The sequence below is a fragment of the Pseudoalteromonas sp. GB56 genome, assembly GCF_054923835.1.
On sequence record NZ_JBPCHK010000003.1, the window covers coordinates 302,080 to 326,356 of the forward strand.

Annotated in this window: 25 protein-coding genes; 11 read left to right on the forward strand and 14 right to left on the reverse strand. The window is 45.8% G+C overall.

Annotation, left to right across the window (positions count from 1 at the left end; translation table 11 throughout):
* The first annotated feature begins 73 nt into the window (after positions 1–73).
* The 6 genes from ACH19P_RS16715 to ACH19P_RS16740 all read left to right on the forward strand — a co-directional run bounded on the left by ACH19P_RS16715 (position 74) and on the right by ACH19P_RS16740 (position 7,256).
* The gene (locus tag ACH19P_RS16715) at positions 74–262 is read left to right on the forward strand and encodes a hypothetical protein (RefSeq protein ID WP_462159737.1); all 189 of its coding nucleotides are present in this window, start codon (positions 74–76) and stop codon (positions 260–262) included.
* A gap of 11 nt (positions 263–273) precedes the next feature.
* Positions 274–1,779 carry an ATP-binding protein gene (locus tag ACH19P_RS16720; RefSeq protein ID WP_462159738.1) on the forward strand — a complete coding sequence of 502 codons (1,506 nt, stop codon included), beginning with the start codon at positions 274–276 and terminating at the stop codon, positions 1,777–1,779.
* A complete protein-coding gene (locus ACH19P_RS16725) occupies positions 1,779–3,134 on the forward strand; it encodes a sigma-54-dependent transcriptional regulator (protein WP_462159739.1) in 1,356 nt (451 codons plus the stop codon). The genes ACH19P_RS16720 and ACH19P_RS16725 overlap by 1 nt, the downstream gene beginning before the upstream one ends.
* Positions 3,135–3,299: 165 nt before the next feature.
* Positions 3,300–4,247: a porin gene (locus ACH19P_RS16730; protein ID WP_462159740.1), complete on the forward strand. Its 948-nt coding sequence runs from the start codon at positions 3,300–3,302 to the stop codon at positions 4,245–4,247.
* 8 nt (positions 4,248–4,255) lie between these two features.
* Positions 4,256–5,707, forward strand: a complete 1,452-nt coding sequence (locus ACH19P_RS16735) for an SLC13 family permease (RefSeq protein WP_462159741.1) — start codon at positions 4,256–4,258, stop codon at positions 5,705–5,707.
* A 169-nt stretch (positions 5,708–5,876) separates the two neighbouring features.
* The gene (locus ACH19P_RS16740; protein ID WP_462159742.1) at positions 5,877–7,256 is read left to right on the forward strand and encodes an SLC13 family permease; all 1,380 of its coding nucleotides are present in this window, start codon (positions 5,877–5,879) and stop codon (positions 7,254–7,256) included.
* A gap of 41 nt (positions 7,257–7,297) precedes the next feature.
* On the opposite strand, the gene ACH19P_RS16745 is transcribed toward ACH19P_RS16740, so the two are convergent.
* From ACH19P_RS16745 to ACH19P_RS16765, 5 genes are all read right to left on the reverse strand, one after another.
* Complete coding sequence (locus ACH19P_RS16745) at positions 7,298–7,861, reverse strand: DUF2799 domain-containing protein (RefSeq protein ID WP_462159743.1); 564 nt, start codon at positions 7,859–7,861, stop codon at positions 7,298–7,300.
* Positions 7,862–8,059: 198 nt separating this feature from the next.
* Positions 8,060–9,541, reverse strand: a complete 1,482-nt coding sequence (locus ACH19P_RS16750; RefSeq protein ID WP_462159744.1) for an FG-GAP repeat domain-containing protein — start codon at positions 9,539–9,541, stop codon at positions 8,060–8,062.
* Between the two features lie 230 nt (positions 9,542–9,771).
* A complete protein-coding gene (locus ACH19P_RS16755) occupies positions 9,772–10,575 on the reverse strand; it encodes a class I SAM-dependent methyltransferase (protein WP_462159745.1) in 804 nt (267 codons plus the stop codon).
* Between the two features lie 12 nt (positions 10,576–10,587).
* Complete coding sequence (locus tag ACH19P_RS16760) at positions 10,588–10,956, reverse strand: hypothetical protein (protein ID WP_462159746.1); 369 nt, start codon at positions 10,954–10,956, stop codon at positions 10,588–10,590.
* Positions 10,957–11,016: 60 nt separating this feature from the next.
* On the reverse strand, positions 11,017–11,436 hold the full coding sequence (locus tag ACH19P_RS16765) for a DUF3429 domain-containing protein (RefSeq protein WP_462160191.1): 420 nt from the start codon (positions 11,434–11,436) through the stop codon (positions 11,017–11,019).
* Positions 11,437–11,616: 180 nt separating this feature from the next.
* Between ACH19P_RS16765 and ACH19P_RS16770 the strand changes: the two genes are divergently transcribed.
* A complete protein-coding gene (locus ACH19P_RS16770) occupies positions 11,617–12,039 on the forward strand; it encodes a GNAT family N-acetyltransferase (protein WP_462159747.1) in 423 nt (140 codons plus the stop codon).
* Positions 12,040–12,078: 39 nt separating this feature from the next.
* On the opposite strand, the gene ACH19P_RS16775 is transcribed toward ACH19P_RS16770, so the two are convergent.
* The 3 genes from ACH19P_RS16775 to ACH19P_RS16785 are packed head-to-tail and all read right to left on the reverse strand — an operon-like array spanning position 12,079 to position 13,806.
* A complete protein-coding gene (locus ACH19P_RS16775) occupies positions 12,079–12,489 on the reverse strand; it encodes a response regulator (RefSeq protein WP_462159749.1) in 411 nt (136 codons plus the stop codon).
* Complete coding sequence (locus ACH19P_RS16780) at positions 12,486–13,532, reverse strand: ATP-binding protein (protein WP_462159750.1); 1,047 nt, start codon at positions 13,530–13,532, stop codon at positions 12,486–12,488. Before ACH19P_RS16780 ends, ACH19P_RS16775 begins: the two co-directional genes overlap by 4 nt.
* Positions 13,483–13,806, reverse strand: coding sequence for a hypothetical protein (locus ACH19P_RS16785; RefSeq protein WP_462159751.1), 324 nt, complete (start codon positions 13,804–13,806; stop codon positions 13,483–13,485). Before ACH19P_RS16785 ends, ACH19P_RS16780 begins: the two co-directional genes overlap by 50 nt.
* A gap of 301 nt (positions 13,807–14,107) precedes the next feature.
* On the opposite strand from ACH19P_RS16785, the gene ahpC reads away from it, so the two are divergent.
* The 4 genes from ahpC (at position 14,108) to ACH19P_RS16805 (ending at position 18,172) form a co-directional block, all read left to right on the forward strand.
* A complete protein-coding gene (ahpC, locus tag ACH19P_RS16790) occupies positions 14,108–14,677 on the forward strand; it encodes an alkyl hydroperoxide reductase subunit C (protein WP_347389532.1) in 570 nt (189 codons plus the stop codon).
* Positions 14,678–14,751: 74 nt separating this feature from the next.
* On the forward strand, positions 14,752–16,302 hold the full coding sequence (gene ahpF / locus ACH19P_RS16795; protein ID WP_462159752.1) for an alkyl hydroperoxide reductase subunit F: 1,551 nt from the start codon (positions 14,752–14,754) through the stop codon (positions 16,300–16,302).
* Between the two features lie 245 nt (positions 16,303–16,547).
* Positions 16,548–16,925, forward strand: a complete 378-nt coding sequence (locus ACH19P_RS16800) for an MCP four helix bundle domain-containing protein (protein WP_462159753.1) — start codon at positions 16,548–16,550, stop codon at positions 16,923–16,925.
* A gap of 44 nt (positions 16,926–16,969) precedes the next feature.
* Positions 16,970–18,172: a methyl-accepting chemotaxis protein gene (locus ACH19P_RS16805; protein WP_462159755.1), complete on the forward strand. Its 1,203-nt coding sequence runs from the start codon at positions 16,970–16,972 to the stop codon at positions 18,170–18,172.
* On the opposite strand, the gene ACH19P_RS16810 is transcribed toward ACH19P_RS16805, so the two are convergent.
* The 6 genes from ACH19P_RS16810 to ACH19P_RS16835 all read right to left on the reverse strand — a co-directional run bounded on the left by ACH19P_RS16810 (position 18,169) and on the right by ACH19P_RS16835 (position 24,135).
* Positions 18,169–19,002, reverse strand: coding sequence for a patatin-like phospholipase family protein (locus ACH19P_RS16810; RefSeq protein WP_462159756.1), 834 nt, complete (start codon positions 19,000–19,002; stop codon positions 18,169–18,171). The genes ACH19P_RS16805 and ACH19P_RS16810 overlap by 4 nt on opposite strands.
* Before the next feature lie 62 nt (positions 19,003–19,064).
* Positions 19,065–20,300, reverse strand: coding sequence for an ABC transporter permease (locus ACH19P_RS16815; RefSeq protein WP_462159757.1), 1,236 nt, complete (start codon positions 20,298–20,300; stop codon positions 19,065–19,067).
* Positions 20,297–21,502: an efflux RND transporter periplasmic adaptor subunit gene (locus tag ACH19P_RS16820; protein ID WP_462159758.1), complete on the reverse strand. Its 1,206-nt coding sequence runs from the start codon at positions 21,500–21,502 to the stop codon at positions 20,297–20,299. Before ACH19P_RS16820 ends, ACH19P_RS16815 begins: the two co-directional genes overlap by 4 nt.
* Entirely contained in the window at positions 21,499–22,503 is a 1,005-nt protein-coding gene (locus ACH19P_RS16825; RefSeq protein WP_462159759.1) for an HlyD family secretion protein, read from the reverse strand. The genes ACH19P_RS16820 and ACH19P_RS16825 overlap by 4 nt, the downstream gene beginning before the upstream one ends.
* Positions 22,496–23,467, reverse strand: coding sequence for an HlyD family secretion protein (locus ACH19P_RS16830; RefSeq protein ID WP_462159760.1), 972 nt, complete (start codon positions 23,465–23,467; stop codon positions 22,496–22,498). Before ACH19P_RS16830 ends, ACH19P_RS16825 begins: the two co-directional genes overlap by 8 nt.
* Entirely contained in the window at positions 23,455–24,135 is a 681-nt protein-coding gene (locus ACH19P_RS16835) for an ABC transporter ATP-binding protein (RefSeq protein ID WP_462159762.1), read from the reverse strand. Before ACH19P_RS16835 ends, ACH19P_RS16830 begins: the two co-directional genes overlap by 13 nt.
* Between the last annotated feature and the right edge of the window lie 142 nt (positions 24,136–24,277).

The following is a 24,277-nucleotide window of genomic DNA, read 5'->3' on the forward strand; positions in this document are numbered from 1 at the left end:
TAGCCTTGCTACCCAGATGGCGACAGCATTGGTACACTGCAATGCGCTAGGTAGGGTGTTACTGAGGAAAAGAGTGTCAAATCAGATTATTAAATTTGCGATGTACGCAGTGTTGTTGATCGTTGGCTTGGCAGCAACTCATCAACTAACCAAAGAGCAGCTCCTTGAAGATAATCGTGTGCGTACACAGCGCCATGCGCAGCAATTGGCCCAATACATAGACAGTGAATTCTACGCTACAGTCGTATCGTTGAGTTTTTAAGTGACAGTGCCATGGTTCGCCAAACGATCAGTCTAGGTAATGCCACTGATGATGTGGACCGTTATTTAAACGATGTACAGCAAGCCAGCGGCGCTTCAGATGTTTATTTGTTGGACCGCAATGGCACTGTGATAGCGACGAGCAACTGGCTGCTTGAGCACAGTTACAAAGGCAATAACTTTGCATTTCGCCCCTATTTTAAACGGGCGATACAGGGGCAGAGCGTGATTGATTTTGCTCTAGGTCAACGCTCAAAACAGCGCGGCTTTTATTTCTCACTGGGCGTTGCCATAGACGGTGAAATTCAAGGCGTGATTGTACTTAAAGCCAACGCCATCAAATTCGAGACTGATAAAGCACGTTTGGATACCTCTGATAGTAGTCAGTTCGTGTTATTCGACACAAACAAGGTGGTGTTGTTATCGAATAATCCACAATGGCAGCTACACAGTGTGAGCACGTTACCCGAGCAGCAACAGCGGCAACTTCAGTCCTCACAACAGTTTTTGTTTCGTGATATCACAGCGATTGATTGGCAGGTGCATGATAGCCAAACTATGGTGCGTGCAAACAAGCAACTCTATGTGATGAGCCAAGCGCATATTACTGATACCGATTACCGCTTGTGGATGCTCAGCCCCATATCGCCTTTCGCCGATACCCATGCCGCGCGCCTCGCTGTGGCTTTTGTGGTGCTGCTGTTGTTGATTTTGCTGGTGGAATATTTGTCGGTAAAGCTTGCTGGCTACCGACAATTATTGTTCAGCCAAAGTTCGCTTGAAGCCCAAGTGCAAGAGCGCACTACAGAGCTTGAACATGCACAAGATGCGCTTATTCGTGCGGCAAAGTTGGCGACCATCGGCCAACTTAGTGCCAGCGTTAATCATGAAATTAATCAGCCTTTAAGCGCCATGAGTGCTTACGCGGCAGCAACCAAACGCTTAATAGCGCGTGGTGAAACTGACAAAGCCTTAGAAAATATTGCGTTGATTGAACAGCTGATCCGCAGAGTGCACGCAATTGCGGCGCAGCTAAAGTCCTTTTCACAAAAGCACGACAACAAAATGTGTGAGGCCAGCTTGGTGCAGTGTATCGACAATGCCTTAATTGTTGTTGGACCAGAGCTCAATCGCCATCAGGTTAGTATTGAAAAAACACTCATCGACGTGAATGTGTGGGTTGACCCCTACCAATTCGAACAAGTATTAGTAAATTTGTTTTCCAATGCCTGTCAGGCTATGGAGCAGCAAAGTAACAAACAGTTGCGTGTTGAAGCGGTGACCCAAGATGCAAAAGTCTATTTGTCGATTATCGACAGCGGTTTGGGGATAGAACACCATGCTCTAAACAGCATTTTCGAACCGTTCTACACCACTAAATCGGAGCATGGGTTGGGGTTGGGCTTATCGATTTCAAAGCAAATTATAGAGTCGTTCCACGGTAATTTGAGCGCCCATAATCACCCTGATGGTGGTGCAGAATTTTTAATCAGTTTACATCAACAAGAGCCTGAATAATGAGCACAAACAAGGTCATTTATGTCATCGATGACGAAGCGAGTATCCGCGACTCACTGCAACAGCTATTGGAGCTCGAAGGCTACGCGGTTAAGTGTTTTGATGATGCCAACAAAGCGCTGCACACACTGAGCCGTCGCTTTGAAGGGGTGGTGCTCAGTGATATCAGCATGCCGATGATGAACGGCATCGATTTTTTGACCCAAGTGCAGCAGTTTGACTCTGAGTTACCGGTGATATTTCTTACTGGTTATGCCGATGTTTCCACCGCGGTGAAGGCGATGCAACTGGGAGCTTATGATTTATTTGAAAAACCGATCACAGAACAACTGCTTGATTGCATCGCTCGCGCGCTAGATAAACGCACTCTGGTGCTAGAAAACCGCCAGCTTAAAAGACAAGTACAGCAAAAATCGGCGCCAGGGGTACGTATTCTGGGGGAAACTCAGCAAATGCAGCAGATGATGCAGCTGCTCGATGCGGTTATCGACACCCCAGCTGATGTGCTTATCGAAGGTGAGACGGGGACGGGCAAAGAGATGGTTGCCCGATACCTGCATGAGCATTGTGTCCGCTCAGAACATCATTTTGTGGCAATTAACTGTGGCGCTATTCCAGAAGACTTGATTGAGAGTGAGCTCTTTGGGGCCGCCAGCGGTGCTTATACCGGGGCAACCCAAGCGCGAGAAGGTAAATTTGCGTTCGCCAATGGTGGCACGGTGTTTCTTGATGAAATTGAGGCTATGTCGCCGAGTTTGCAGGTTAAGCTGCTGCGAGTATTGGAAGAGCGCGCGGTTACTCCGGTGGGCAGTAACCAAGCTATTAATTTGGATATTCGTGTGGTTGCTGCAACCAAAGTGGATTTACAAACCCTTGTGGATGAGGGAAGGTTTCGCGCCGATTTATTTTTTCGTTTAAATCTGGTTAAGGTGCCAATTCCAGCTTTGCGTCAACGAATAGCAGATATCCCATTGTTATATCAGCATTTCCTATCGATTGCGGCTGCGCGTTTTCATAAGTCTTTTGTGCCGCTCAGTGATGCTCTGCGCACCAGTTTGATGCAATATGATTGGCCTGGGAACGTTCGAGAGTTGCGCAATCATGCCGAACGCACGGTTTTACTGGGCGAGCAGCTAGCGTTGCAGTCAGGCCCGATCAGCGCGCAAGAGTCAGAAACCCTGAGCATTGCCCAAAAAGTGGCGTATTACGAGCAATCTTTAATCGAAGATGCGCTGGCGCAGAGCCAAGGCAGTATTAAACACGCGATGGAGCTGCTACAGATCCCACGTAAAACCTTGTACGACAAAATGGCCAAGTACGGTTTACAGCGCACTATGTACACGCAAGATGATTAAGCCGTTGTGTGGCTTTAGTGAATTTGTGTGAGCTTGGTGTGTGGAAATCCGCACATGCCGACTTAAAAATAATACAGTGTTATTTTTAACTTATTGTTTATTATATATTTTTAATATTGGTTAGTTTTTTGAATGTATCCTACAAAGCAACAAGAGGATACAACGATGATAAAACAACCTATGCTGACAACTCTCGCTTTGGCGCTTTTGGCGTCAAACACCGCTTTCGCTGGCGAATACAATATTTATGGCAAAGCCGAGGTGCAACTTGCGCACACAGACAAAGGCATCATGCGCTACACCGAAAAAGGCACCCAAGTTGACTCACCATTCTCACGTTTGGGTATTAACGGCAGCCACAATTTAAATGAAACCACGCAAGTTATTTTCAAGTACGAAGTACAAATCAATGGCGTAGAAGGCGACAATGGCAATGAGCCGCTCTCCGCGCGTAACACCTACATTGGTCTCAAATCTCAATATGGCTCATTATTGCTAGGCCGCAATGACACAGGTTTTAAACGCAGTGAAGGCAAAGTCGATTTATTTAATGAAACCCAAGCGGATATCGGCCAAGTACTGGCGGGCCAATATCGAGTTGGGGATTCAATTACCTATGTTAGCCCGAACCTAAAAAACTGGACTGTGGTATTAACTGTGGCACCAAAAGATGACGCTGGCAGTGATAAAAATGGCGTGGCTGCGGTTGTTGGCTATGGTGACCGTAGCCTGAAATCCGTGCCTTATTACTTCGCCTTAAGTTACACCGATTCATTGTTGGATATTAGTGCGACCCGTTTTAGTGCGGCGTACAGATGGGACAAATTGCAACTTGGCGCGATTTTACAAAATAGCGAAAGCCTAGATGGCAGCAAAGACGGCAATGGTATGGTGCTCAGTGCCCGCTATAAATTAACGGACACGTGGCAGCCAAAGGTGCAATATGCCCGTGACAATAGCTTATTGCGTCACTCCGAAGAAGTAGAGCAATTTACTTTGGGTCTAGATTACGTGTTTGATAAGCAAACAACCGCCTACATCATGGCCTCGCAATTAGAGCTAGAAACACAATCCGATACCAGCACTGCTATTGGTTTGAAATACTTATTCTAACGGGGTGAATGATGGCTCAAGAAAAACGTAACACCCTCACAAAACACCTGTTTCTATGGCTTGGACCTGTGTTTATGCTGCTCACCTGTTTTGTTGAACCTCCCAGTGGTTTATCGGTAGCGGGGTGGCGCACCGCAGGTTTAGCTTTTTGGTTGGCCAGTTGGTGGGTCAGTGAGGTGGTGCCGATACCCGCTACTTCTTTACTTCCTTTGGTGATTGCCCCCCTAGCAGACATTGCGCCGGTAAAAGATGTTGCCGCTCCGTATGCGCACCCACTAATTTATTTGTTTTTAGGTGGTTTCTTGTTATCTATAGCGATGGAGCGCTGGGGGTTACACAAGCGCATCGCCCTAACCACTTTGCTGATAGCGGGCAATAAACCCAGCACACAAATTATGGCAATGATGTTTGTAACTGCATTTTTATCAATGTGGATGTCAAACACGGCGACAGCGGTGATGATGCTTCCTATCGCATTATCCGTAGTCCATTTGCTCAAGAACAACGGCAGCGAATGTCAGGGGTTCGCCAAAGCTCTGCTTTTAAGCATTGCTTATGGTGCCAGTATTGGTGGTATCGCAACTCTTATTGGTACCCCGCCCAATGCGTTGATGGCTGCCTACCTGTCTGATAGTTACAACATCGAAATTGGCTTTGCCACATGGATGATGATTGGTGTGCCACTGTCGATTGTAATGCTAATCCTGACATGGGTTTGGCTGACAAAAGTGATGTACAAGGTAGATCAAAGTGGCACAACGCTTGAAACCAAAGGTATGTTTAAAAAGCAGTTGGCGCAGCTTGGAAGCATGTCTAGAGCGGAAAAGGGCGTACTGATTGTTTTTGCTGCTGCGGCACTGTGTTGGGTGTTCAGACCTTTGCTCGCAAGCCTAACGGGACTGGCGATTTCTGATACCGGTATTGCCATTGCTGCGGCTCTGATGCTGTTTGTGTTACCCGCCGAAAAAGGTAGTGATGAACGAGTATTGGATTGGGATCATGCCGCCAAAGTACCGTGGGGCATACTATTGCTATTCGGTGGCGGCTTAACGCTTGCTGCACAGATCAAATCCTCTGGTTTGGCCGATTATATCGCTAACATGCTTAGTGGTGCGGGATCATTGCAGCTAGCGGTTGGGGTGTTAATTGTCGCGGCGCTGATCACCTTTTTAACTGAAATTACCAGTAATACAGCGACTGCCGCGGGCTTTTTACCCCTACTTGGCCCCGTTGCCGAGTCAATCACGGGCACGCCATTGGTGTGGGTCATCCCTGCGGCGATTGCGGCGAGCTGTGCCTTTATGATGCCAGTGGCAACACCACCAAATGCCATTGTATTCGGCTCCGGTGAAATCAAGATCAAAGACATGATTCGAGCAGGCTTTGTGCTCAACCTCATTGCCATCGCGTTGATCACGCTGGTAACTCTGTTTCTCGCACCGAGTGTGCTGGGTTATTAATCCACAACTCATAACCTTTCCTAACCAAGGGCCGCTTAGCGGCCTTTTTTGTTGTGTAAAGTTGCTCTAACAGTATGATTAAGGTTATAAATGCAGGCCAATCGTTAATACAACATCTTGTGTTGATACCTTAGCCAAGAGCAATAAAAATAATAAAAAGAAAACGTTAATGACTATTACTCGCCAACACTTTATTTTAATAGGACCTATCGTAAGTGTCTTATTTTATTTCTTTCTTGCATCAGTAGGACTGCCACAACAAGCTGCTTTTGCAGGAGCAATAACGTTACTTACCGTGATTTGGTGGGTTACTGAAGCATTACCTATCCCGGCAACGTCTCTTGTCCCCTTTGCTCTGCTACCGCTTTTCGGGGTTATCGATCACAAAACGGCAGCGTCATCTTTGGGCAGCCATGTAATTTTGTTACTTATGGGGGCGTTCATGCTCTCTAAGTCACTGGAAAAAAGTGGCGCACATGAACGGCTCGCCGTGTATATGGTACGTATGGTAGGCGTTTCAAGTGCGCGCAAACTCGTATTTGGCTTTATGCTTGCTGCTGGTTTTTTGAGTATGTGGATCTCTAACACCGCAACAACCCTCATTATGTTGCCGATGGCATTAGCAATATTAAGCCATGTAGACAATAGAAAGCTAAAAACAGCTCTGATTCTTGGGATTGCCTATGCTGCGAGCGTTGGTGGGTTAGGAACATTAATTGGTACGCCCCCCAATGTTATTTTTGCGGGTATTTACGAGGAACACACAGGCATTGAATTTGGCTTCATCGATTGGATGAAAATCGGTGTGCCGGTTGTCATCTTGGCAATTCCAGTAATGGCATTGTGGCTCACCCGCAACGTGAAGTTGGATCATGAAATAGAACTACCTCAACCAGGTCCGTGGCGTATTGAAGAAAAACGCACACTCATAGTGTTTGGATTAACGGCATTGGCTTGGATTACGCGTAGTGAACCGTTCGGTGGATGGAGTGCGATGTTAGGAATTCAGGGCGCAGGCGATAGCACGGTTGCTTTATTTGCTGTGGTGGTCATGTTCATTGTGCCAAATGGTAAGGGTGGACGTTTGTTAGATTGGCCCACTGCTAAGTCGATTCCGTGGGACATGCTGTTGCTCTTTTCAGGTGGTATAGCTATTGCCAAAGGGTTCAGTGCATCAGGACTCAGTACTATGCTTGGACAATGGTTATCGTCATTGTCTTATTTACCGCCTTTGTTGATGATTTTGGTGTTGTGTCTTGTTGTCACTTACCTTACAGAAATTACCAGCAACACAGCAACAGCGACGTTGTTAATGCCTATTCTTGCAGTCGCCGCTTTATCAGCGGGCTATGAGCCAACAGCATTTATGATCCCGGCTGCAATGGCAGCGAGTTGTGCGTTTATGCTACCTGTTGCTACCGCTCCCAATGCGATAGCCTATGGAACCGGCGAGGTTGAAATTCAAGATATGGTAAAACAAGGTGCTGTATTAAGCTTGTTGATTTCTAGCCTGGTCGCTGTGGTGTGTTTCTTTATTTTGGTGCAATAACAAAGTGACTGAGCACAGAAGTCGCTGTGCTCAGGTATTCATCATTTGTATAGTGGTGAAGTGGGCGGAATAACCGGCAGCGAAGCTCTTTCATGGCGCAAGTCATCCTGCTCATGCTCGAGTCTGTGACGCTGGTGAAATAGTTCTTTGCGTTGTTTAGAATCAAGGTCTTCAGTATGCAAACGGTAGGAAATGTTTTTGAGTTGTGATTCAATCGAAGCGATCCTTGAATCGATAGCGTAGCGACGTTGTGTAATGGTGTAACGGTCATAGCCTTGTTGCCAAGCTAATCTGAAATCCTCTGAACCACATATTCCGTTGTAGCGCTCACCACGCAGTCCTAATTGAAATGCGTTCTCGCTTTGGCAGTAGTCTTTCAAACCTTCTTTGTGACCACGTTTATAATCGGCTAAGTTGGGTCGTACAGCATAATCCAAGCATTCATAGATAATGTCCTTGCCGCGCGTCACACTGTAACCTTCACGACCATGATCGAAGCCAATATCGAACCAGTCTCCACGCTGACATTGTTGTTCTGAAATGCTGCTACATCCTGATATTGAGGCAAGAATTACCATCCCCAAAGCGATTGAAATTCGATTCATTAATGCTGTCCTTCTAATGCACCCTTACACTAAGCAGCTATTTTCAGAGTAAATAATATTTAGTCATAACAAATGCTTAGTTTTATACAATTTTTATTTATATCGTGCTTGGATGAACCTGAGCTGTCTATACCCTTGAGTTAGTTAGCCGAAAAAAAATGCCAGCATGAGCTGGCATAGTGAATTGAGACGGTTGATTTATTGTGCAATCAACACACTGATTTGTTTTTGTTGTTCTGTAGAATCCAGTTTTCCGTAATACATGATGAGGTCTTCTTTGCCGTCATTATTGACATCGGCACGGCTGATTTGGCTACCCGATTTAGGCAAGGGGACACTCTGCTTTTTACTTCTCGCAAAAGAACGATTTCCGTCATTGAGGCGATAGACTAGGGTGTCGTCCTCTGAAAACAATAAGTCCTTTCGGCCGTCACCATCGATATCACTGAGCATAACTAATGGTTCGCTGGCACGCCCTTTACTTATACTGAAACCAATTTCAGTTTCGTAGTCGAGTGTTGGCTTTTTCGGGTATTCGCCACGCTGATTTTGCCAGTATAAGAAGATATCTTGGTCTATGCTGCTGGCTAAGATGGCAGAGACTACTTGCCCTACACCTAGTTCAAAACTAGCAACCATAACCTCTTTGGTGCCATCACCGTCTATGTCTTGTAACTGCAAGTCGGTGAGCGTGCCGTCGGCACTGATGGTGGTGTTGGTTGTCTTTGGAAAGCTCAGTGCACCTTTATCGTCTAATTTACCAAAGTACATCTCATAGTCGTTGGTTCTATCGAAAACGCCGGAACTTTGTGTGTAACGTACGACAGAATCTGGGATTTTATCACCGTTGATGTCTTCAACTCGTTCTAGTTTTCTATATTTTAAATCACTCTGATCGAGCGGCTGGCCATCTTCACCAAGTTGATCCCACCAATCTACAGAATACACTCCCTCTCTAATTGGCACACTTTGCTTTTCAAAATGCCGTTTATAGGCCAAATGCACGTTTAATTCGCCGTCTTCTAGATACACAATGTCTATTAAGTCATCGTTATTGACATCAAGCGTGAACACTTGAGCTGGCGAAGCAGAAAACTCGTTTCTTTCTAACAAGGTGTGACTAGCGACAGGCAAGGACACCTTTTTGTATTCTCGTTCGGGGTATGACAACCAGACATTAAGTTCGCTGAAGTCAGGCAAAACTACGTCGCTAAGCCCATCGTTGTTGATATCGTAAATGAAATCAATTTGCTTCATGTAGTTACTGTGCGGGATACGGTAGATGGAGTGCACGTCCGTAAAAGCAAGTAACCGCGCATCCCCCTGCTTTTGAGGATATTCGTACTGGGCGACATGATCCTTAGCCAAAAAATACAAAATGTCCGTTTCGGCATCGTGTTCACTCACGTCATAAGCAAAATACTGCTCACCGATGGCGAACCTGTCTATTTGTTTAAGTTCACCTTCGATGAATGCCAGCACAGCTATTTGCTGAGCTTGGGTTTGATTACGGCCAAAAACCACAATTTCATCGCCTGGGTGTGACGTTAAGTTCGCACTCAACGGCGGTCGACTGATAGTAAAATCTAAATCTAATGAATTCACTGAGAATGGTTGTGCAATAGCCGAAGTCCCAGTGACTAAGGTGCTTAACAATGCAATGTTCAGAAGTCCTTTCAAGAGCTTACCCTTTATTCTTGTTGGTCTAGGTTATACCCGACATGCCTGAGAAGTGACCATGTTCATTAAGGTGTAATTGGACAGCTTTTCTTGCCTTAAAGTTGATCACTTAATTTAGCTAATTGGTATTGTTTAAGCCTTGTCGAGTTGCTACAAAAAATACCTGTGGGTATTAGAGTGCCATAGCGGGTAGGGAGTTCAAGTAAGATTCTGTAAGTAAGTGTGAGCGATTATTGGTCGTATCGTCGAGATAGCCAATCGTCCCAGTGCTGTGCAAATAATTGCATTTGTTGATGGGACTTACTTTTAAGATGATTATCTTTATCTAACGTGCCTTGGAAAGGACCTGCACGGCACAATAAACAGCAGTTATCATTATCGAGATAATGAGGTCGATGGCAGTGTTGTGCTAATGAATTGTTTTCTTGTAAAGCGTAGGTATAAGTGATGCCGAGCGTGTCTTTGACATGCTTATCGCGGTCAACATTACGCACTTTGTATCCTGCAAACGCTTTTAAATCAAAGTTCTGCTCGCCAATATAGTGCAAAGGGGTGTGAACTGTTAGTGCATGATCTAAACCCCAATGACTGTAAGGCTTTACATCTTTGGAGGTGATGTAACACACCCCTGCTCCGTTTGGGTCCAGCGCGTATTTGGCGCTATTAAACAAATACTGGTGCAACAAGGCACGGTTTAGCGTATTAAGTCCACCCGCTTGCTTTATCGCCTTAAACGCATCGGCTGAACCAAGTTGGCTTAGTAGAGGGAATTGGAAAATAACCAGGTCAAACTGTTTACCTTGTAACCGCTGCCAGCTGAGTGGATCGGTGACGTCAAATTCAAACAAAAGAGGAACGTGGCATTGAATGAGATCGTCCACTGCGTGTTGCTGATACTTATCTCTTAACACCTCTTCGCTGTCATAGACGCTGCCATGTAATTGGCTGGGGTCTATGTGATTCAACAGCGCGCGCGTAAAGCTGAGGTCGCCATCACCGACCGTTAAAATGCGCCAATCAGGGTTGAGATACATTGCTAATAGCGCCTATGCGTCTTTGTTTTCTTCGCGTGGTGTCAACGCGCCGGCACTGAACAGACGCGCTTTGAGCGATTCAGTGGCAATTTGACGGATTATCACATGCATCGCGATAAGCGCTGCAATGGCAAAATGTACCGGCCCATGGGTGACACCTAAATCAGGGTTGTAAATGCTAGCACCGAACAATATGAACAGCAGTGTGAGGACTATTTCCAACAACTGATTGCTGTAGAAAGTGAGCTTGCCTTCTCGCTTGTGGTCTTTTTTGATATTCACGGCACAAAAGAACGGGATCACCTTCACTTTGAAAACAGCGTTCTTTTCAACGTAAATTTCGCCTATGTCATCAAGCGCTTGGCGTAATGCATCGATCATAATTTAAGGCTCACTAAAGATTTTCGGCGGGCGCAGTGTAAAGCATCGCGCTGTGGGTGTCTAAGAGATATCTAATAAAAACGCAATCATTAGTAAGTGAGTCACGAATACAACAGACGTGAGTACAAAGCGCATTTTACGATAGTCTTTATGATAATCTTGCCAAACGGGCGTTTTCGCTTCAAACATTAGGACAACCCAGTAGGTGCCACTTAGCCAAGCTAAGGTGAAAATGTCATTACCTAATGCCAGCAGAGGAATGGGCAATGTTGGTAATATTGCCGCAATGGCGCGGCCTTGAGTTTGCTCACCTGGGCGCCATAGTTGTCCGCATAAGAAGGCGACAATGGCGATACTGTAGTAAATAAATAGTGGTGCAACCTCATTGCCTTGACCAGTCAGCAAAGCCCAACCCACCAAAGCGAGAAACGGTAATAGGCCGAGATACCCCAATTGCATGTGATTTACAAAACGTTGGATAGACACGAAAAACTCCACTAAATAGTTATCTCGCTAATTGTACGTGTGACACCACCTTAAGTTCAACAAACCTCAGTGTTTTTGCAATAACTGTTGCTTGAATGGGGCGAGATAGATTGCTAGTTTGGGTATTTAGTCACGCAACGAATCTGTATTCGCAAGATCGTAACGGGAGGTTTTATGGAAGCAAAGTTATTAGAAGTTGGCGAACGTAATGAGCAGGTACTTGCCGTGATGCAAGAGCTTAGGAGCCAATACACGCTCGATAGTTTGCATTTGCAGATTCAAAAACAACAAGATGCGGGCTATCACCTCGTTTACGCTCTTAAAGACGATAAAGTAGCGGGTGTCGCAGGATTTGTGATCAATGAGAAACTGGCGTGGGGGAAGCATATATACATCGATGATTTGGTCACCAGTGAACGCTACCGCAGCGCTGGAGTGGGGACATTCTTGATGCAATGGTTCAGGCATTTCGCGCGCCAAAACGACGTACAGCAAATACATTTAGACTCAGGAGTGCAACGTTTTGCTGCGCACCGATTTTATCTACGCGAAGGTTTCAACATTGCCAGTCACCACTTTTCCATGCTTGATGTGTGATGTTATGGCGGAGTGATTTGAGCGTGGTTCTAGGAAAACTTAATGCACATCTTGTGCGGTAATGGCTGCATTGACCAGTTTCTCTAAATCGATGCGTGTAAAGTCGAGCTTGTTAATGTAGCCATTGATGCCTTTGGCTAGGTGCAAAAATTGGTCGGGAATTGTGCCTGTTAAGCCGGAGCGAACCACAATATGGGTATGGTTATCATGCTGGGTGTTGCGAATGTAATCAATTACTTTGAAGCCTGCGTCATCTGTTTCCATCACAATATCTAATAACACCAAGCCTATTTCATCGTGTTGGGATAAAAAGGTGCATGCTTCACGCCCAGTGGATACATAATGAAGCTGCACATTGTCTGCGTTTACCTTTACAGTGCTTGCTATCAGCTTGGTGACGATAAAAACATCTTGCTCATCGTCGACCACTAAAATGGAAAACTCTTTCATACAGGTTCCTGCACTGGTAATGAAATAACAAATTTTGCCCCTTGATTAACCGGCTCACAATATAGCTGTCCATGCAGCGACTTTTCGACTATATCGCGGGCAATGCTTAAGCCCATACCGCTTTGTTCAGAGTCACTTTGTACTGTGAAGAAGGGCTGGAAGACTTCCTCGGCATAGGCTTTGTTGATGCCTTTGCCTGAATCTCGATATTCAATGACAACGTTTTTCATACCCAGCTTATCCGTGTGCTGCGCACAAACTATCGTAATCTTACCGCGTTGAGAGGGCAAAAATGCATGATGAATCGTATTTTTAATCAGCGATTCTACAACCTGAGACAGCAGTCCACCATAAGTATGTAAAACGATGTTTGCGGGGCAGACTATCTCACACTGAATATCATGGCTTTGTAATTGCTCTGATAGAACCGTTGCTAAACTCAGGAGATGTTCGTTGAGGTGAAACTGAGTTTTTGCACCTTTACTCTGTTCTTCTGCCACCTTTTTGTAAGACTCCATTAAACTTTTAGTTTTGCTCAAACTGGTATTTAGCAATGCGGTAAATTCACCTAGCTGGGTCTTAACGTCAATAGGGTCAAGTTTTTCTGATGCTTGCTTATCAATAGTATCAACAATATGGTCTAGTGCTGATGCAGTCGTTAAAGCGATGCCTAAGGGGGTGTTAATTTCATGAGCGATGTTAGCAACAACAGAAGCTGTCACTTTACTGCGCTCCATTTCAATTACTTTGTCTTGAGTGCGTTTTAGCAATGACAATGACGCATTCAGCTGATTGTTTTTGACAATCATTTCTAAATCTTTTTCAAGCGTCTTACGACACTCTTCCAAGAGTTGTTTGTTGAGATCATGAAACTTACGCGTTTTTGAATCAAGCACACAAATGGTGCCAAATACCTCACCATCCGGCCATTTCAGTGGCACCCCTAAGTAACTGATCATATTGAGAGGCACATCAGGATTATCCTGCCAGCGTTCATCTTCGAGGGCATTCTCGACTTCGAACTGGCTGTCTGTCCCGATCACTGTTTCGCAGTAGAGACCCGCCAAGGGCTGCCATTTCACTTTCATGATAAGGGTTATTTTCGGAATTACTTTTAGCGAATACTTCAATATCAGTTTGATGGAGCCGCATTACTAATGCAGCCGGAATATCATAAATTTGGGCAATAAGGTCAAGCACACGCTGCCATTGTTCAAATACCTTAGATTGAAATTCTTCGTCACTGAATTCCATGATGGGTACTTCAACGGCTTGCTCAACACCCCGTACAGTCACCTTTGCGAGTGATTCTTTCATGCATAAAACCTAAAGAGCTAATTGTGCCAAGCATTTTTCTAGTTGTTACTACTGATTCCATTCAGTCGTCATGTTAATCCTAGCTCTCTTACGATTTTTGTACAAATCCAATGAGTTAGTGTTTGAATTAGAAACAGAATAATGCACCCACAAATCTTTACCATCTAAAAATTGGATTATTCTAATCTAAACAATCAATTTTATTTATCACATCACCATCGTTATCTTATTAATCAAGTCAACGGGGCAGGTAAGCGCCCTAGATAATTCACTAAATCAATATAGATAAACGAGGGACAAAATGAGCAACTCTTTAATCAACACTAAAATTAAGCCATTCAACGCAACTGCATTTCACAATGGCGATTTCACACCAGTATCTGAGCAAGATTTGCTAGGTAAATGGTCAATCGTATTCTTCTACCCTGCGGACTTCACGTTTGTGTGTCCTACAGAGTTAGGCGACCTTGCTGATCACTATGCAAAACTACAAGAGATGGGTGTTGAAGTTTATTCAGTATCAACTGACACACACTTCACTCACAAAGCGTGGCACGATGCGTCAGACACTATCAAGAAAATCCAATTCCCAATGATTGGTGACCCAACAGGTCAAATTACTCGTAACTTCGGTGTAATGATTGAAGAAGAAGGCCTAGCACTTCGCGGTACATTCGTAATCAATCCTGAAGGCGAAATCAAAGTAGTTGAAACGCACGACCTAGGCATTGGCCGCAGCGCTACTGAATTACTGCGTAAAGTACAAGCAGCTCAGTACATCGCAACACACGACGGCGAAGTATGTCCAGCATCTTGGCAGCCAGGTGAAGAGACTCTGGCTCCTTCACTCGACCTAGTTGGCAAAATCTAAATAGCTCGATTAGTAAATCGCACACATGGCGGTGGAAACACCGCCTTTTTTCCAAGATTTTATTGAGGCAAACCATGTTAGACACTGCAATTAAGAATCAATTATCAAGCCATTTTAGTACGTTGACGGGTGACATAGAACTGGTTCTAGCCCTTGATGAAACGAACAAAAGTAAAGAATTACAATCTCTTGCTGACGATTTAAGTTCGTTGAGTGAGAAGATAAGCGTTACTCTTAGTGATGACAATACGTTGCGTCGTCCTTCGATGACGGTCAAAGGCTCAAACAATACCAGCATCAGTTTTGCCGGTGTGCCAATGGGCCATGAATTTACATCGTTAGTATTAGCAGTCTTACACAGCGGTGGCGCGGCAACGAAAGCTGACAAACAGCAAATAGAGCAGATTCAAGCGCTTGATAAAGCGTTAAATTTTGAGATTTATATCTCTTTGAGCTGCCAAACGTGCCCTGCGGTCGTGCAGGCGCTCAATACCATGGCGGCGATTAATAACCAAATTACGACCACCATGATAGACGGCGCGTTGTTCCAAGATGAAGTTGAGCAGCGCAACATAATGGCGGTGCCCACAGTGTATCTCAATGGCGAAGTGTTCAGCCAAGGAGCCATCAGCCTAAATGATATTTTGAACAAAGTGGACTCTAAAGCGGCGGCGCGTCAGGCTGAGCAGCTTAACGAAAAAGCGCCATACGATGTACTCGTTGTCGGTGGTGGTCCCGCGGGAGCGTCAGCGGCAATTTACGCTGCGCGTAAGGGCTTGCGCACAGGTGTTGTGGCACAACGTTTTGGTGGCCAAGTTGCAGATACGTTAGCGATTGAAAACTTTATTTCGGTCAAAGCCACTGAAGGTCCAAAACTGGTAGCGCAACTTGAAGAGCACGTTAAAGATTACGATGTTGATGTGATAGATAACCAAACTGCTGCGCGTATGTACCAAGACAATGGTAACCATATTCAATTAGAAAATGGCGCGACGTTATCTACCAAAGCCGTTATTTTGGCCACCGGCGCCCGCTGGCGAGAAATGAATGTGCCAGGCGAGCGCGAATATCGCGGACGTGGCGTTGCATACTGCCCTCATTGCGATGGCCCGTTATTTAAAGGTAAATCGGTTGCCGTCATCGGTGGTGGTAACTCAGGTATCGAAGCGGCAATCGACTTAGCGAATATTGTTGAGGACGTAACGGTTTTAGAATTTGCGGACACATTACGCGCTGATGAAGTATTGGTGCGCAAAGCAAACAGTTTAGCGAATATCACCATCATCAAAAATGCTCAAACAACAGAAGTGTTGGGCGATGGTAACAAGGTAACAGGGATTGCATATACCAATCGTGAAAGTGGTGAACAGCATACATTGGATTTAGCTGGCATATTCGTGCAAATCGGTTTAGTGCCAAACACTGAATGGTTAAAAGACAGTGGTATTGCCCTGTCAAAGTTCGGTGAAATTGAAATCGACAACCGTGGTGCGACGAATTTAGAAGGTGTCTATGCTGCAGGTGATGCAACGAACACGGCTTACAAGCAAATCATCATTGCTATGGGGTCGGGAGCAACTGCAAGCCTAGGCGCGTTTGATTACTTAATCCGCCATGGTCAGTAATGACCTAAAGTGAATCCAACCATTTTGGTAGACCAAACTGCACACACACCCTGAAATCTCCAGTGGTGCAGTGTTCCCAGCCGCTCTTTTGAGCGGCTTTTTTTATTTGGGCAGGCACCTAAAGTAAGCTGTTCATTTTTCACTGGCACAATTTGAATTTATAGAAAATACTTAGTTATGCGCTAGTTGGCGCACTCGGGGCATGGATTGCAAGAATCAATCACGACCTTAAACGAAGGTGTACCATGCTCAACAACACATCCGTTAGAACCCGTCTTATTCTATTGTGCATTATTCCAATTAGTTTACTTATTATTGCGTCCGCTATCAGTATCTGGGAATTCAGGATGTTAGCGAAAAATATCGATAGTATTTACGAAGATCGTGTTGTGCCACTGAAGCAAATCAAAGTCGTTTCAGACAATTACGCGGTCAATATTGTGGATTTATTGCATAAATACCGTGCCGATGTCGTGAGTCGTTCTGAAGTGATAAGCGAGATAGAGGCGGCACGTACACTCGCGGATCAGCAATGGCAAGCATACCTTGGCACCAAGCTTACGAGTGAAGAAAAAAGGCTAGTAGGCGAAGTTGAACGCTTTCTCTCCCGGTTCAGGCTCTGATTCTTAAGTACATGAACAAAATCGACTCAGGCGAATTTAAAGCAATGAATCAAAATAAATTTGTCGATGAGTTATACGCCACATTTGACCCATTGAGCGCCAGTTACGGTGATTTAATTGACTTACAATTGCATGAGGCACAAAAATTCCGTGATTACGCACAAGAAAATAGCCAAATGGTGAGTACCTTGATGATTACGGGAATTATTCTTACCGTTGTGCTAGTGGGGTTATTCGCCTGGTTCATTTATCGCTCAATTCAAACACCGTTGTCGAAGTTACAAGGCACCATTGAACACATAGCCAAAAATGCAGATTTAACCGTACGTGCTGACGTGACCGGCAGTGATGAACTAGCGATAACCGCTGGGCACTTCAACCATATGTTAAGCCGCTTGCATACCTTGGTAACAGATGTGATGGGGGCGTCGTTAACGCTGTCCTCTGCCTCTGAACAAATGCAGATGATAAGCCAGCAAGTTGCGAGTACGGCCACGCAGCAAGAAGCGCAAAGTGCGATGATAGCAACGGCTATCACGCAAATGAGTGCCGCCATTCAAGAGGTGGCGCACAATGCGCTAACCACATCTCAGCGCGCTGAGGCAGCAGACCAACTTGCTCTACAAGGTGGACAGACGATTGAAAACAATCTTGCCTCCATTCAAACCTTATCTGGGATTGTTACGGATAACAGTATGCTGATCAATAAGTTGCATGAGCAGTCTAATGAAATAAATCAAGTGGTCTTGATGATTCAGGGCGTTGCGGAACAAACTAACTTACTGGCGCTAAATGCAGCGATTGAGGCAGCTCGAGCTGGGGATTCCGGCCGCGGTTTTGCGGTCGTAGCGGATGAAGTGCGAACGTTGGCGCACAATACCCAACAGGCAACGGAAAATATCAACCGCATGATCAACGCGTTGCAGGATATGGCGCAACAAGCGGTAAGCGCTATGCAAGGTGCTGACAACAGTGCCCAGCAAAGTGCTGAGTTCAGTCAATTATCAGCCGATGCCATTGAACAAATTCGTGCTGCAGTGGCTGAAATTGTCGATATGAACTTGCAGGTTTCGACCGCCACTGAAGAACAAACCACCGTGGCGGCTGAAATAAACGAGAACATCACAGAATTTAATGACAGTATTAGCTCTGTGTCACAAAGTTCACAACAAAACGCCGATGCGAGTAAAGAGCTGTCTCAACTTGCAGTGAAATTACAAGACCAAGTTAGCGCCTTTGTAATTTAAAAACGTTGTGCCGCCTCGATACCCATGTGGTAGCCAGCATCAAGCAAAGCGAGGTCTCGTGTAGTGCGCGAAACCCCAAATCCATCGGGTGGTGCTATCACATCAATGGTGCAATCTTCGGGTGGGTGGGCGATAAAATCCAAACTGGTATTGTAGTCTTGCCAGCGGGTTTGCATGGTATGCGCAAGTGCAGGCGTATCTTTCAGTAATTGCTTGGTTAGCCAGTTAAATCGTGCAGGGCTCTTACGATACCCTAAAGGCTGTGACAAGATCACCGTGATTTTACGCGCGCCCATCGCATAGGCTTGGCGCACCGGAATTGAATCACCTATGCCACCGTCGGTGTAGCGTTTTCCTTCGTAGGCAGGGTAGTCTCGATAAGCCAAAGGCAATGCGCACGAGGCTTTCAATACGTGCTCTAAATTGTCAGCGCAGGCTGGGATATACTGGGCTTGTGCGCTGTCGGCATCAGTGACAACGATGTAAAAAGGGCTCGTTTGTTTGGTAAACGTGGCTAAATCTAAGCGGATTTCACTGATGGTTTTTTGCCACAACCAATCTAAGTCGAACAAATGTCCGCCCAAAGCAAAACGTGTGTAGTTAATAAACTCAGGACGGCACGAATAGTCGGTAATCACCGCGTAATTTCGACGATGTTGCTGGCACAAAAAGGCTGCGATATTGGTTGCGCCTGCAGATACGCCAAAGTACATATCAAACGGTCTATAACCTTGCTCAAGCCACGCATCGAGTACACCCGTGGCAAAAATGCCACGCATGGCGCCGCCTTCAACCACCAAAGCGTGAGGAATATGTTTTGAGTTAGTCACTGAGTATCTACACCTTGGGTCTGCTCCTAAGTGCCCACGTTTTGGCGGGCACTCGGCCTTTGTTATTCGCTTTGAAGCGCGTCGATTGGGTCTAGCTTCGATGCTTTAATTGCAGGGTAAACACCAAAAATCAGACCTACAAGCGCGCAAATACTGAATGATAAAATAATTGCGCTAATAGACCAAGCAACTGCCCACTGCGAATAGAGGGCTATCATCTCAGACAGAATGATGCCGAATGCTACGCCAATAATCCCGCCCAAGACAGAAATGGTAAAACTTTCGGCGATAAACTGGGTGCGGATATCCTTTTTTGTCGCCCCAACCGCACGCAGTAAACCAATTTCTTTGGTGCGTTCGAGCACTGTGGCGAGCATGATATTCATAATACCAATGCCGCCAACGAGTAAGGAAATACCCGCCACACAGGACATCACAATATTGAATATGCGCTGAGTTTGTTTTTGCTGTGCTAATAGCGCAGCAGGGACCACGAGTTCGTAATCATCAACATCATTGTGTCGGTAATTTAAGAAGTGACGAATCGCTTCGCTGGCTTGGCCAGGGTCGTAATCTGGGTTTATAGAAAACTTCAAACTGCTTAATTGTGGCGACAGTTTTTCTTGGGCGAAGCGGTGTAGGGCACTGCTCAGAGGCATAAAAACACTGTGTTGTTGTTTATCGAGATTGAGACTTTGGAATTCTCCTTTGCCGATATAAGGAGGTGCCAAAACGCCCACCACTTCAAACCATAAATGATTTACTTTCACATATTGACCGATTGTGTTCCCGTCAGGGAAAAGAGTTTGCGCAGCGCCTGCACCAAGCATTACCACTTGTGCCATGGACTGTGCTTCGTCGGGTGTGAAAAAGCGACCCGCTTGTAACTGAAATTGAGCAATCTCAAAATAGTTGCTGCTTACGCCCATGGCATCACTGGAGGTTTCTCCGTGAGCACTGAAAATATGGTAGCTGTCGATTTTTTTGTCTGCTGAAAAGTCGGTAACAAACGGCATGGCCGACAAAGCTAATTCACCATCGCGCAGTGTTAACCCATTTGAATATTTGCGTTGCTCTGCTAACTCCTTTTGCTCGAACGTCTTGGCATTGGCGATAACGGTGTAAAGTCCCATAGAATCGATGGTCTTGAGTGCTTCTTTTTCGGCACCTTCGCCGATGTTCAGCATCGCAATAACAGCGCCTACTCCGAATATCATCCCCAAAAGAGTGAGTAGGGTGCGCAGTCTGTGCTGCCAAAGTTGCGCCAACGTATCGATAAATAATTGCCAGTACTTCATGATGCGTCCCTGTTAATCAGCGAGATAGTGTCGCCAGCAGTTAATCCCGATTTAATCTCCACAAGCGATAAGTTTCCGCCACTTATCGATACTTCTTGGCGGCGCCATTGATTGCCGTCATCGACGAACACAAATTGCTTTTGTTGTTCGCTAAAAATAGCCTGTCTTGGCACCACAAGCCCAGTTTGTTCAGGTTTGGTGGTGATCAAGGCGGTCACTTTTAGTCCTGGTTGCAAACTCACATCTGTATTGGTCGTAATGACTTCTGTGAGCACCTCGAAATATTTCCTTGGGTCACCACGTTCGATTGATTTTGGCATGGGTGACACAGACGCTACTTTTGCCTTGAAAGGTTGCTCGGGGTAAGCGAGAGTGGTGACAAGCACTTCTTGCTCTGGTGCAAGCTCCAGCGCTTCACGTTCAGAAACATATAGTTTAACTTGCATTGAGCTGGTGTCTGGCAGCGCCGCGATTTTCTGCCCTGGCCATAAAGTTTCCCCTGGTTTGGGCTTTTCCCCGCGCCAGTTTGCTTGGTGGGTAAGTAAACCATCGTGAGGTGCCACGACTTCCAAGCTAGATAAATTTGCGTTTAAGCGTGCGATTTTGTCACTGTGTTCTTTACGCTGCATGTTCAGCAAGTCCAGTTCACCGCCAGCTGAATCAGCAAATTGCCCTTTTTGCCAACTGAAGTAATCACTCTTAGCGTCAAGAAACTCCACGTTTTGCATCGACTCCAAAATCTCCAGCTTGGAGCGAATGCGAATGTCATCAATGCTGAATTCCTTCGCAAACTTGCGCTCTTGGGTGAGTAAGTCCATATCGTAAACAAGCTGTCCCTGTTGCTGAGCGAGTTGCGCTTGTTTTTGCTCGATGTCTTCACCAGAGATTGCTTGTTTGTTCTCGCTGGTACGGCGATCGCGTTCCATAAAGGTGCCGTCAAAGCGAGCTATTATCTCGCCTTTTTTAACCACGGAGTATTCTTCTTTGAGCCATTCAAGTGTTTGCGGGCCGCGACTGTTCATCGGAGTGGTGATCACTGTTTCATGGGCTGCGATGAGCTCACCGTGTGCCGGAACTGTGGTTATAAAGCCTTGCTCATACAGGGTGTAGGTCAACGCATCGTGTTGTTGAACTTGTTCTGAGCAGCCACTTAACAATGCAAGGGTGAGGGCGCCTACCAGCGGATAGTGTTTAGCATTCATTCGCTCACCTCCTGTGCTTGCGTGTGAATACGTAATCGCGCCGTCATGCCCGGGCGCATTTTCTGCGTATCAATCGCATCGATAGTGATAGTCGCGTCGATAATTCGGCGTTTATCCTGCCAGCTTTTTTCTCTGAACACACGTCCTAGCGAGTCGATAGTGCCAGTGGTGTGAATTTCATTGCTGCCATCGATAATGATTTCCACCTTTTGTCCAGGCTTAATTTTACCGCTATCAGGTTCGTTGATTTGTGCGCGAATCTGCATTTGTTCAAGGACGGCAAGCTGTGCGACCGGCTGACCAAAGTGCACTGATTCACCCACCGCTTTCTTTTCACCTTCGTTGTCGGTGTGGTAAATGACTAAGCCGGCAATTGGCGCTTTAACTTTCAGCTTTTCGACATCATTTTTTAGCTGCTCGACGTCATTCGCCAGGCGCGTCACCTTGGCTTTGGCGAGTTGCAAATTCAGCGCTGTATTATCATGATGGAAGGCTAGCTTTTCTTGCGCTAGCTTTAAGTCGGACGACGCAATGGTGAAATCTATTTGCGCCTTTTTGCGATCAATTTCAGATCGAGAATGATCAACGATTTGTGCCTTGCGCTGCGCTTTTTCGAATTCCATCTGCATTTGCGCAACATTGAGTTTGAGTTCTTCGAGTGTGGCGTTTTCCTGTGCTTCTTTGTTTTCAAGCTCTTTTACTGCTTGTTGCCATTGCGCTTGTTTTTCCAATAGGCGGTCTCGCACAGGTTTGTCTTCAAAACTGACGATAAGATCACCTTGTTGCACTTGCGTATTCTCCGGCGCAAGCGTTTTGATTTGATACTGCCACATACGTGTGATGGATGGCGGAGCAAGTTGCGCTGTACTTTGTGAGGTGATCTCGCCACTGGCAGTGATTATATGTCCTGACTCTTTGTCTGTAATTAGGTGTTGTTCTGTTGACTCATTACAGCCTACAAGCGCCACTGTGAGGGCGATAACATAGAGGTACTTATTCATCGGTGAACTCCTTCTCAGCGATTACAAGTCGGGCACTCATACCGGGTAATAAGGCACTGATTTTGCTGTTGTCAAAATCAAATCGTGCACGGAAATAGGCATCTTCCCCCCATTGGCTGCGCTCCTCTGGTTGAGTGGAGAGCTCAGTGAGTTGGGCTCGGTGGCGAGTCTCCAGATGGGCATCGAACACCAATTCGGCGCTGTCGCCAATTTTTAATTGTGGGTAATCCACTTCATGAACCCAAGCTTCGATATAAAGCTCTGAAAGAGATGGAATTTCAACGATTTTCCAACCAGGTTGTGCGGTGACTCCAGCAAACAATTTACTGCCATTCCACGGGTGATTAGCCCAGATAACTGGGCCACTACGCTCGGCGGTGAGGCTCATTTTCTCAAGCGATGCTTGCTGGTTTTGAAGATCGAATTCCAGTAGTTCGATTTCCAAGAGCTTTTTATTTACCTCAACCTCAGTAGAGGTGCTAGTTTCAACATATGTGGATTCTGCTTTTTGCTTTTCGACGAGCGCGCGCTCCAGAGCCAGCTGGTTTTCTTCATAGTCGTAACGGCTAAGGTTTGTTTCGGGAATGCGTGCGTCGATACGCGCTTTATCAACCACTAATTGTGCGCGTTCGAGCGCGAATTGTGCTTCCGCTAATTTCTGTTTGCCATCATTTTGCGCTTTTTGGAGCTCTTCTTGTTTGCTAATAAGGCTTTGCTGAGTTTGTTCAACCTCAGCCGCGACTGAGCCACTGTCAAAAACGACAACAACATCACCGGGTTGAGCTATATCTCCCTCTTTCATCAACCATTGTACTTGTACGCGCCAGTTATCGGTTTTCGGTGCGTAGAATCGTTGCTGTTCACTGGCTTTGAGTTCGCCACTTAATAGCAGGGTTTTAGCCGTACTGTTGAGGGAAGCAAGCATCAGCATGAGGTTTACTGTTAGGCGCATTATTGTTGGCATTGTGAATCCTCGATAATGTGGCCATCGCGCATGGTGATGGTACGTTGGGCGTAGGCTGCTATATCGGCTTCATGTGTCACCATCACAAGGGTATTACCTTGTTGATGTAAATCCTCAAGTAATGCCATGATTTCATAGGATGTTTTGCTGTCTAGGTTACCGGTTGGTTCATCGGCAAAAATAACTTTTGGGTCATTCACGAGGGCTCGAGCGATGGCGACACGCTGGCGTTGGCCGCCGGACATTTCATTAGGTTTGTGGTGGGCACGATGACTCAGCCCCACTTTGTCCAACATTTCTAACCCTTTCTCCTTCGCCGATTCTGCATCAATGTCGGTGTATCTAAGGGGAAGGATGACGTTTTCAAGCGCACTGAGGCGAGATAGCAGGTGAAACGTTTGAAATATAAAACCGATATGGCGGTTGCGGATAGATGACAGACGCTCGTCTTCAACATCGGCGATGGCTTCATCACCTAAGTGGTAGGTACCTGCAGTGGGAGTATCGAGGCATCCCAAAATGTTCATTAGCGTTGATTTTCCTGAACCTGATGCGCCCATGATGGCAACGAATTCACCTTGTTTAACGCTCAGTGATACACCCGCAAGTGCATCCACGCGGGATTCTCCATCCCCATAACTCTTTCTAAGTCCCTGAACTTGTATCATTTTATTGTAATGCTTATGACAGATATAGGTTTAATAACATACTCTTAGATTCGATAAAACCTTTATGAGAGGAAGCGAAGCGCCGATTTCTTGTGCGAACGGACGATCATATCGCGCAAAACGGATGTAATTTTTACGCAAA